Here is a 2,643-nt window from a genome sequence, read left to right as displayed (position 1 = left end):
CGGTGTGAATCAATTGGTTAAGCTAATAAGAGCGCAGGGTGGATGCCTTGGCACTAAGAGCCGATGAAAGACGTGATAAGCTGCGAAAAGCTTCGGGGAGGAGCAAATATCCATTGATCCGGAGATATCTGAATGGGGAAACCCGGCTGAGAAGACCTCAGTCATCCATACGCCAATACATAACGTATGGAAGGGAACCCGCTGAACTGAAACATCTAAGTAGGCGGAGGAAGAGAAAGAAACATCGATTCCCAAAGTAGCGGCGAGCGAAATGGGAAGAGCCCAAACCAGAGTGCGTGCACTCTGGGGTTACGGACTGCATAAGTGAGCTGATTCGTTAATGGAACGGTCCTGGAAAGACCGGCCAGAGAGAGTGAAAGCCTCGTACATGAAAACGATARGCAGCGGCAGGATCCAGAGTACCGCGAGACACGTGGAACCTTGCGGGAATTCGGGGGGACCACCCCCCAAGGCTAAATACTCCTTAGTGACCGATAGCGCATAGTACTGTGAAGGAAAGGTGAAAAGGACCCCGGGAGGGGAGTGAAAGAGAACCTGAAACCCTGTGTTTACAAGCTGTGGAAGCACGTTAAGGTGCAACCGCGTACTTTTTGTAGAACGGTCCGGCGAGTTGCGGATGCTGGCGAGGTTAAGGAGTAAAGCTCCGGAGCCGAAGCGAGAGCGAGTCTTAATAGGGCGTAAAGTCAGCATGTGCAGACCCGAAACCGGGTGACCTATCCATGTCCAGGTTGAAGTTCCCGTAAAAGGGAATGGAGGACCGAACGCACATCCGTTGAAAAGGGTGGCGATGAGGTGTGGATAGGGGAGAAATTCCAATCGAACCCGGAGATAGCTGGTTCTCCTCGAAATAGCTTTAGGGCTAGCCTCGTATTAGTTTAGCGGAGGTAGAGCACTGAATTTCCTAGGGGGCGTCAAAGTCTACCGAAGAATATCAAACTCCGAATGCCGCATAAATGATGTACGGGAGTCAGACTGCACGAGATAAGTTGGGTAGTCAAAAGGGAAAGAGCCCAGACCTACAGCTAAGGTCCCAAAGTGTGTGTTAAGTGGAAAAGGATGTGGGATTTCGAAGACAACTAGGATGTTGGCTCAGAAGCAGCCACACATTCAAAGAGTGCGTAATAGCTCACTAGTCGAGAGGTCCTGCGCCGAAAATGTCCGGGGCTAAAACACAACACCGAAGCTTAGGAATGTAATTATACATTGGTAGAGGAGCATTCTTAAAGAGACGAAGCAGTACCGATAAGGAGCTGTGGATTTTTAAGAAGAGAGAATGCCGGAATGAGTAGCGAGATGGAGGTGGGAATCCTCCAGGCCGAATATCTAAGGTTTCCAGAGTAAAGCTGATCTGCTCTGGGTAAGTCGGGRCCTAAGGCGAGGTCGAAAGACGTAGTCGATGGATAACAGGTTGAAATTCCTGTACTGCATATCATCAGAACTGTGGGGACACAGAGAGATACCGGAACCTGGGAATGAAGATACCAGGGCAAGCGAGGTAGGTGCTARGCTGGCAAAWCCGCYTRGTAAGCCGAAGACGTGATGCGGAGCGAATTAAAGTAGCGAAGTCCGGGATTCGAGCTGTCGAGAAAAGCCGCTATTGTGTGATATGTACCCGTACCGTAAACCGACACAGGTGGATGAGGAGAGAATCCTAAGGCCGGCGGGAGAAGCATTGTTAAGGAACTCGGCAAAATGACCCTGTAACTTCGGGATAAAGGGTGCCACAGAGATGTGGCCGCAGAGAATAGGCTCAAGCAACTGTTTAGCAAAAACACAGGTCTATGCRAAACCGAAAGGTGAGGTATATGGGCTGACGCCTGCCCGGTGCTGGAAGGTTACGAGGAGAGGTTAGAGCAATCGAAGCTTTGAATCTAAGCCCCAGTAAACGGCGGCCGTAACTATAACGGTCCTAAGGTAGCGAAATTCCTTGTCGGGTAAGTTCCGACCCGCACGAAAGGCGTAATGATTTGAGCGCTGTCTCGACAATGCACCCGGTGAAATTGAAATACCAGTGAAGATGCTGGTTACCTGCGCCAGGACGGAAAGACCCCATGGAGCTTTACTCTAGCTTGATACTGGGATTCGGTACTGCATGTACAGGATAGGTGGGAGACTTTGATGACAGGACGCCAGTCTTGTCGGAGTCGCTGTTGGGATACCACCCTTGTGGTACTGGATTTCTAACCAACCTCCGTGACCCGGAGGTGGGACAATGTCAGGTGGGGAGTTTGACTGGGGCGGTCGCCTCCGAAAGGGTATCGGAGGCGCTCAAAGGTTCCCTCAGAATGGTTGGAAACCATTCAAAGAGTGCAAAGGCAGAAGGGAGCTTGACTGCGAGACYGACGGGTCGAGCAGGTACGAAAGTAGGACTTAGTGATCCGGTGGTAGAAAGTGGGATTGCCATCGCTCAACGGATAAAAGCTACCCTGGGGATAACAGGCTTATCACTCCCAAGAGTTCACATCGACGGAGTGGTTTGGCACCTCGATGTCGGCTCATCGCATCCTGGGGCTGAAGTAGGTCCCAAGGGTTGGGCTGTTCGCCCATTAAAGCGGTACGCGAGCTGGGTTCAGAACGTCGTGAGACAGTTCGGTCCCTATCCGGCGCGGGCGTAGGATATTT

Annotated in this window: 1 rRNA gene; it reads left to right on the top strand. The window is 51.4% G+C overall.

Features of this window, described 5'->3' with window-relative positions:
- Positions 1–15: 15 nt before the first annotated feature.
- Positions 16–2,643, top strand: a 23S ribosomal RNA gene (locus tag C7U56_RS15175); the annotation flags it as partial.

Origin of the sequence: Clostridium fessum (genome assembly GCF_003024715.1) — a bacterium.
GTDB classification, from domain to species: domain Bacteria; phylum Bacillota; class Clostridia; order Lachnospirales; family Lachnospiraceae; genus Otoolea; species Otoolea fessa.
This window is presented reverse-complemented; position numbering and strand designations above follow the sequence as displayed.